General features: G+C 59.1%; 6 protein-coding genes. 4 read left to right on the forward strand and 2 right to left on the reverse strand.

What is annotated here, in order from left to right:
- Nucleotides 1-195: 195 nt before the first annotated feature.
- Both NW820_RS05285 and pdxA read right to left on the reverse strand, forming a co-directional pair.
- On the reverse strand, nt 196-1,311 hold the full coding sequence (locus tag NW820_RS05285) for an aldo/keto reductase (protein ID WP_414406887.1): 1,116 nt from the start codon (nt 1,309-1,311) through the stop codon (nt 196-198).
- A 90-nt stretch (nt 1,312-1,401) separates the two neighbouring features.
- Nucleotides 1,402-2,424, reverse strand: coding sequence for a 4-hydroxythreonine-4-phosphate dehydrogenase PdxA (pdxA, locus tag NW820_RS05290; RefSeq protein ID WP_414388628.1), 1,023 nt, complete (start codon nt 2,422-2,424; stop codon nt 1,402-1,404).
- A gap of 183 nt (nt 2,425-2,607) precedes the next feature.
- Here pdxA and NW820_RS05295 point away from each other — a divergent pair, with 183 nt between their 5' ends.
- The 4 genes from NW820_RS05295 to NW820_RS05310 form a co-directional block, all read left to right on the forward strand.
- Nucleotides 2,608-3,588 (forward strand): alpha-ketoacid dehydrogenase subunit beta, encoded by a 981-nt coding sequence (locus tag NW820_RS05295; protein ID WP_414331610.1) that lies wholly within the window; start codon nt 2,608-2,610, stop codon nt 3,586-3,588.
- Between the two features lie 105 nt (nt 3,589-3,693).
- Entirely contained in the window at nt 3,694-5,073 is a 1,380-nt protein-coding gene (locus NW820_RS05300; protein WP_414406884.1) for a DUF3084 domain-containing protein, read from the forward strand.
- The gene (ruvX, locus tag NW820_RS05305; RefSeq protein WP_414331042.1) at nt 5,070-5,534 is read left to right on the forward strand and encodes a Holliday junction resolvase RuvX; all 465 of its coding nucleotides are present in this window, start codon (nt 5,070-5,072) and stop codon (nt 5,532-5,534) included. Before NW820_RS05300 ends, ruvX begins: the two co-directional genes overlap by 4 nt.
- Nucleotides 5,506-6,363 (forward strand): extracellular solute-binding protein (locus NW820_RS05310; RefSeq protein WP_414406885.1); only part of this gene is annotated, 858 nt, incomplete at its 3' end. The genes ruvX and NW820_RS05310, both read left to right, overlap by 29 nt.

Below are 6,363 nucleotides of genomic sequence, written 5' to 3' on the forward strand. Positions count from 1 at the left end.
GGATTGGCAGAGCTCCCGGATTTCTCGGCTGTTGGCAGCAGTCTGTTCAGCCGTCCAAGCCAGCAGTTGTTCCACCCGGTCTAAGCGGTCTTGGCTCTGACTATTCACTCCGATGCCTCGCCTTGTGATGCAATCGATAAACTCCATCCGATTATAAGTGAAGTTAAGCTCAGCCAAATAGGATAGGTGGAATGGTTATTCCCAGAGCCGCCGGATTGGAGAGCGATGCAGCAACTGGTGGGCTTCGGCCAGCAACTCCGGGATAGGCAGATGTTCTGGGCAGCGGGGTAAGCAGTCACCGCATTCGGTACAGCGGTCGGCAAGTGACCCCGGAAACCAATGCCCAGCTTGGCCGAACATGTTGTAGCGGTACCGAGCAAACTCCGTCATTTCGTGGGCAATGGCCAAGTTGCGCAAACGCAGCACTTCAGGAATGTGGATCCCTTCTGGGCAGGGCAGGCAGGCGTAGCACTGGGTGCAGCGGCTGGATCCCAAGCGTTCCTGCTCGGCTTGGCGCAACCGCTCCTGAATCTGAGGGCCATCCACCCACCAACGGTCGGGATCCTGTAAAGCCGACAAGGCCACCTGTAGCTCCTCAGGATGAGTGATGCCCAGGCTGAGGGTGTGAACACGGGGATCCGCCAGCAAAAAACGATAGGCAAACTCCAAGGGGCTGAAAGGTGCACAGCACTCCTGCAGGTGTTGGGGCGGGCGATAGAGCATTCCCCCTTTATCGGCAGGAGAAATGATGAACACGCCCATATCTTGCTGGGCAGCCGCTTCTAGGGCCGGTGCATTGCGCTGTTGGAAAAAGTGATAGTGCAAATTAACAAAGTCAAAGCATCCTGTCTGGATGGCCTGCAAAATTAACTCCAGGGATCCATGGGTGGAAAACCCAATGTGGCGCACCCAGCCTTCTTGCTGCATCTGCTGGAGAATCGGCAGCCCTTTCTGCAGCACCCACTCCAGGTGTTCCGGCAGGTTGATGCCATGAAAGGCAAATTGATCCAAGTAATCCACCCGCAGACGGCGCAGGGATCCCTGAAGCCGCTCTCGCAACCCATCTGTGGGAGTGAGTTTGCTGGTCAGAATCAACTGATGGCGTGAAAAGGGCAGGGTTTGCAAAATCTCGCCCAAGAGCACCTCGGCATGGCCATAAGCCTGAGCCGTTTCGATGTGGTTGATCCCTGCGGCTAGGGCTGCCTCAACGGTTGCCTGAGCTTGATCCCTGGGCACATTGACCAAGCGCATGCTGCCCAGAGAAAAAACCGAGACCAGCTGTTGGGTGCGCCCAAAGCGACGGTAAAGCATTCCGGTTGAGGTGATGCCAGCAACTCCCATCAAATCACCCCCCAGAGGCGGGAGACAGCTTCAGATGGCCGGGCACAGGCATGGTTTCCCTCAGGAGGGGTTTTTGCCCAGCAGTTCTGCCGCCAGCAGGATCGCCTGCTTGAGGCTCTCGCATCGGGCCACCCCTTGGCCGGCAATGTCGAAGGCGGTGCCATGATCGGGAGAGGTGCGAACAAAAGGCAACCCAATTGTCAGGTTAACCGCCCGGTCAAAAGCCAGCATCTTCACCGGGATCAAACCTTGATCATGATAGAGAGCCAAGTAGGCATCTGCCACAGTTGGGGATCCCTGGCCATGCCAGGCTTGCGCGGGAGCCAGCCACATGGTGTCGGGGGGAAGCGGCCCCCAAATTTGGGCGTGGGCATAGGTGCGCAGCAGCTCGGTCAGCCATTCTTTTTCCTCCGATCCCAGTTGCCCCTGTTCGCCGGCATGGGGATTCAGGCCGGCTACTGCAATCACAGGATCCCGGATCCCAAAGGTGTGGCGCAGGGATCCCACCAGCACATTCAGCTTTGTCCGCACCCGCTCTGGGGTCAGCACGGTGGGCACTTGGCCGAGGGGAATATGGGTGGTGGCCAGCAAAACCCGCATCTGCCAACCGCTGTGGGGGGAACGGGCAACAAACATCATCCCGTAGTGCTCAGACCGACTCAGCTGGGCCAAAACTTCTGTTTGACCAGGGAACCGATGGCCGGCTCGATGCCAGAGATACTTGGCGATGGGCGCTGTCACGATCCCCTGAAACTCGCCCCGCAGCGTCTGTTCGACCGCCGTTTTCAGGTAAACAAAACTGACCCCACCACTGTCAGCATCCCCTTGACCAATACAGCCAGGCTGTAACCGAAAGCCTGTGTCGCATTCCAGCATCGGGATCCCTGCCGGATGGGCCAATGGAGCCGGCGACCGATCTCTCAGCAGGCGATAGGTGGCTTCTAGAACCTGCCGATCCCCTACAACCGTGATGTGGGCGCAAGACTGCACCTCAGGATCCGCCAGCGCCTTGAGCACAATTTCCGGCCCAATTCCCGCGGGATCCCCCAAGGTCAGCGCCAGTTTGGGCCGTGGAATGCTCATGGTGTCTTTTCTTGAGAAGACGGACGATCCCCATGTTCCAGGGGAAAGAGAGTGCTGAGGAAAGCTGTGGGGAAGGTCGCCATCCCTTTGAGCAAGAATTCTGAGCTCAGCCTATCAAGTCAGCTGCAAGGGGATCCATGCCGGCAAAATGGTTTAATGAGGGTTTAGCGATATTGAACCTCTATGGCCGAGACATTCCTTTACAACGCCTTGCGTGCTGCCCTCGACGAAGAAATGGCCCGGGATCCCAACGTATTTGTTTTGGGAGAAGATGTCGGCCATTACGGCGGCTCCTACAAAGTCACCAAAGACCTGTATCGCAAGTACGGGGAGATGCGCCTGCTGGATACCCCCATTTGCGAGAACAGCTTCACCGGCCTGGCCATCGGGGCAGCCATGACCGGCTTGCGCCCGGTGGTGGAAGGGATGAACATGGGCTTTCTGCTGCTGGCCTTCAACCAAATTGCCAACAATGCCGGTATGCTGCGCTACACTTCCGGGGGCAATTTCAAGATCCCGATGGTCATCCGCGGGCCGGGCGGGGTGGGTCGTCAGTTGGGAGCAGAACACTCGCAGCGGCTAGAGGCCTACTTCCAAGCGGTGCCCGGGCTTAAGATCGTGGCCTGTTCAACTCCCTATAATGCCAAGGGCTTGCTCAAGTCCGCCATCCGCGACGACAACCCCGTTCTCTTTTTCGAGCATGTGCTCCTGTACAACTTGAAAGAAGATCTGCCAGAAGAGGAATACCTTTTGCCTCTGGACAAAGCCGAAATCGTCCGATCCGGCTCCGATGTTACCCTGCTCACCTACTCCCGCATGCGCTACCACGTGCTCAAGGCCGTGGACACTTTGGTGCAGCAGGAGATCGACCCTGAGGTGATCGATTTAATCTCGCTGAAACCTTTAGATATGGGAACCATTGCCGCTTCGGTGCGCAAAACCCATCGGGTGATCATTGTTGAGGAAGACATGAAATCGGGTGGCATTGGGGCGGAACTGACAGCTCGCATCATGGAAGAACTGTTCGATGAGCTGGATGCGCCGGTGATGCGTTTGGCTTCGCAGGACATTCCCACCCCCTACAACGGCACGCTGGAGGCGGCCACCATCGTGCAACCTGCAGATATTGTGGCGGCGGTGGAGCGGCTCCTCTACGCGGATTAGAACCCCCAAAAATCCCTACAAAACAGCGCCGAAATCTATCTCCCAGCAACTTGCAAAATCCTCAGGGCAACCTTGCTAAGATTTCCATGGCAGGGATCCGGGAATATGCAAGGCGTACTGCTGATCCTCTACATGTTGGTTGTCAGTGGCCTGATTGCCGTTGTTGGGGATCGGGTGGGCTACCGCATTGGCAAAAAGCGCCTTACCTGGTTTAACCTGCGCCCCCGCCATACCGCCATTCTGGTGGCCGTGGTGACCGGCGTGAGCATCTCCGCCCTGACTTTGGGCACACTGCTGCTCCTCAACCGCTCTCTGTCGGAGGCCCTGTTCAGCTACACCAACCAAATTGCCCAGGCGGAGCAAGAGCTGCGGGCCCTCAACCGCCAAAAAGCCCTCTTGGAAGCGGAAAATGCCGCTCTCAGGGTTGAGCGAGACCACCTCAAGGTGGATCTGGATCAATTTCGCACCCAGCAGTCGGCAGCCCAAACCCGCCTGAGCGAAGTGCGCGATCAGCTGGCAGTGGCGCTGCAGGAGCGGCAGGAGGCGGAGGCCAAGCTGGCGGCAGCCAACGAGCAACTGGCCAAGGTGCAGCCCAGTTTGGATCGAGCCCATGCCGAGTTGGAGGCAGTGAAGGCAGAGGTGGAGTCGGCTCGCCAGGTGATCGCTACCCTGGAGTCGCAAAAACAAGCCCTGCAACTGGATCGGGATCAGCTGGAGCGCTCCCTGGATGTGGTGCAGGCGGCCTTAACCCAACTGGAGAACCAGAAAAACCAGCTTGAGCAGGAGATCGAGCAGCTCAACCAATTGGCGGTGCGGCTGCGGCGGGGGGAACTGGCCATCTTGGCGGGGGAAGTTTTGGCAACAGGAGTTGTGGAGGCTCCAAGAGGGGCAAAACCAGAGGCGATCCGGCGGCAGTTTGAGCACCTTTTGGCCCAGGCGGAACAGCGGGCCCTTGCCCTTGGATCCCAGCCCATGCCCCCTCTGGAAAACGCGATCTTGATCCGCCGCGAGGATGCCGATCAAGCCTTGGAGAAGTTGCAAGAGCCCGGTAGCTGGGCGGTGCGCATTCTCTCTGTTACCAACCGGCTCAAGGGGGAGCCTGTGCCTGTGCTCGTGCAGATTTACCCCAACCAGCGGATTTTCGCCAAGGGATCCGTGCTGGCCCACGGGGTGATTCAACCGGGTTTGAGCGAAAATCAGATCCAACAGCAACTGCTGGGGCTGCTGAACCAGGCCAATCAGCGCTCGCAAGAGGAGGGGCTTCTCTCGGATCCCATCACCGGCACTGTGGGGGAGTTCTCCCAGGTCAAGTTTCTGGAGGTTGTGCAGCATCTCCGCCAGAGCACCACCCCTCTGGATGTGAAGCTAGTTGCCGACACCGACATCTACACAGCGGGGCCATTGCGGGTGAGTTTTCTGATGGCAGAAGCTTCCGGTCAACCCGGCTCTTCTGGGGCTCAGCAGGCGGGGCGTCCTGAGGGATGACGGATCCACTCCACCCGGCAAGACTGAAGGGCCAACGAGTGCTGATCGGTTTCGACCCAGGGCGCGACAAATGCGGCATTGCTGTGGTGCAGGTGTTTACGCAAACGGAGCTGAAGGTTTTACACCGGGAGGTGGTCCCTTCCGCGGCAGCGCTGTCTAGACTACAAACGCTCCGGCAACAGTTTCAGGCGGAGCAAGTGATCCTGGGCAATCAGACGACGGCCCAAGCCTGGAAGTCTCAACTGGAATCGATCCTCCCCCCGCAGCAGATTGTCCTGGTGGATGAGCGGCACAGCTCCCAAGAGGCCCGTCAGCGCTACTGGGATTTTCACCCACCGCAGGGATGGGAGCGGCTGTTGCCCAAGGGGATGCGGGTGCCCGCCAAGGCTTACGATGATCTGGTGGCTCTCATTCTGGTGGAGCGGTACTGTCGTGGGCGAGATACGGCTGAGCCGACGTGAGCTTCTACAGGGGATCCTGCTGGGGCTAATGGCGGCAGGATGTGGGGGGCCGGATGCACACCTGCCTCTTGTCGTGGCGCTTAAGCAAGGGATCCCTGCCAGTTTGCTCAACGAGTTTCGCCGCAGGACTCAGGCCCGCTTTCGGCTGCAACTGTTGGATAGTCGGGATCAGTTGTTGGCCTATCTCCGGCAAAGTGTTCAGCCGGCTGATCCGGCCTGGTGGGATCCGGGGGGATGGTTCCGGCGGCGGCTGCCGGTGGCGGCTTTGAGTTTGTTGGGGGCCGACGGATTGGATCGGGCCATTGCTGCCGGTTGGCTGGATCCGCTACCGGAAAGCCTGCTGGGAGAACGATGGCAGAATCTGGATCCCCGTTGGCAAGCTGCGGCACGCCGGGGAGGGCAGACTTGGGGTGTGCCCTGGCGCTGGGGGGTAACGGCCATTGCCTACCGCCGGGATCGGGTGAGGGAGCCCATTCGGGACTGGGCGGATCTGTGGCGGCCTGAGCTGGCCGGCAAACTGACTCTGCCGGATCATCCGCGGGAGGTGATTGGGCTAACCCTAAAGAAAATGGGCCGCTCCTACAACGATCCCCTCAACCCTGAGGATGTCGAATTACGTCAAGAGCTGGGATCCCTGCATCGCCAGGTTTTAACTTACACCTCTTCCGACTACCTGCCCATCTTACGCTTGGCCGATAGCTGGGTGGCCGTGGGCTGGTCGCAGGATCTCTACGCCACCCAAGCCAACTACCCTGAGCTGGCAGTGGTGATCCCGGCCTCCGGATCCGCCATCTGGTGGGATGTCTGGGTGCGACCCCACGTCGAAGAC

Origin of the sequence: Synechococcus sp. R55.7 (assembly GCF_047461955.1) — a bacterium.
Lineage (GTDB): Bacteria > Cyanobacteriota > Cyanobacteriia > Thermostichales > Thermostichaceae > Thermostichus.

Bases quoted from the DNA above. Each gene is read 5' to 3' on its own strand.
- NW820_RS05300 (WP_414406884.1), top strand. From the start codon at position 3,694: ATGCAAGGCGTACTGCTGATCCTCTACATGTTGGTTGTCAGTGGCCTG.
- pdxA (WP_414388628.1), bottom strand. From the start codon at position 2,424: ATGAGCATTCCACGGCCCAAACTGGCGCTGACCTTGGGGGATCCCGCG.
- NW820_RS05285 (WP_414406887.1), bottom strand. From the start codon at position 1,311: ATGCTTTACCGTCGCTTTGGGCGCACCCAACAGCTGGTCTCGGTTTTT.
- NW820_RS05295 (WP_414331610.1), top strand. From the start codon at position 2,608: ATGGCCGAGACATTCCTTTACAACGCCTTGCGTGCTGCCCTCGACGAA.
- ruvX (WP_414331042.1), top strand. From the start codon at position 5,070: ATGACGGATCCACTCCACCCGGCAAGACTGAAGGGCCAACGAGTGCTG.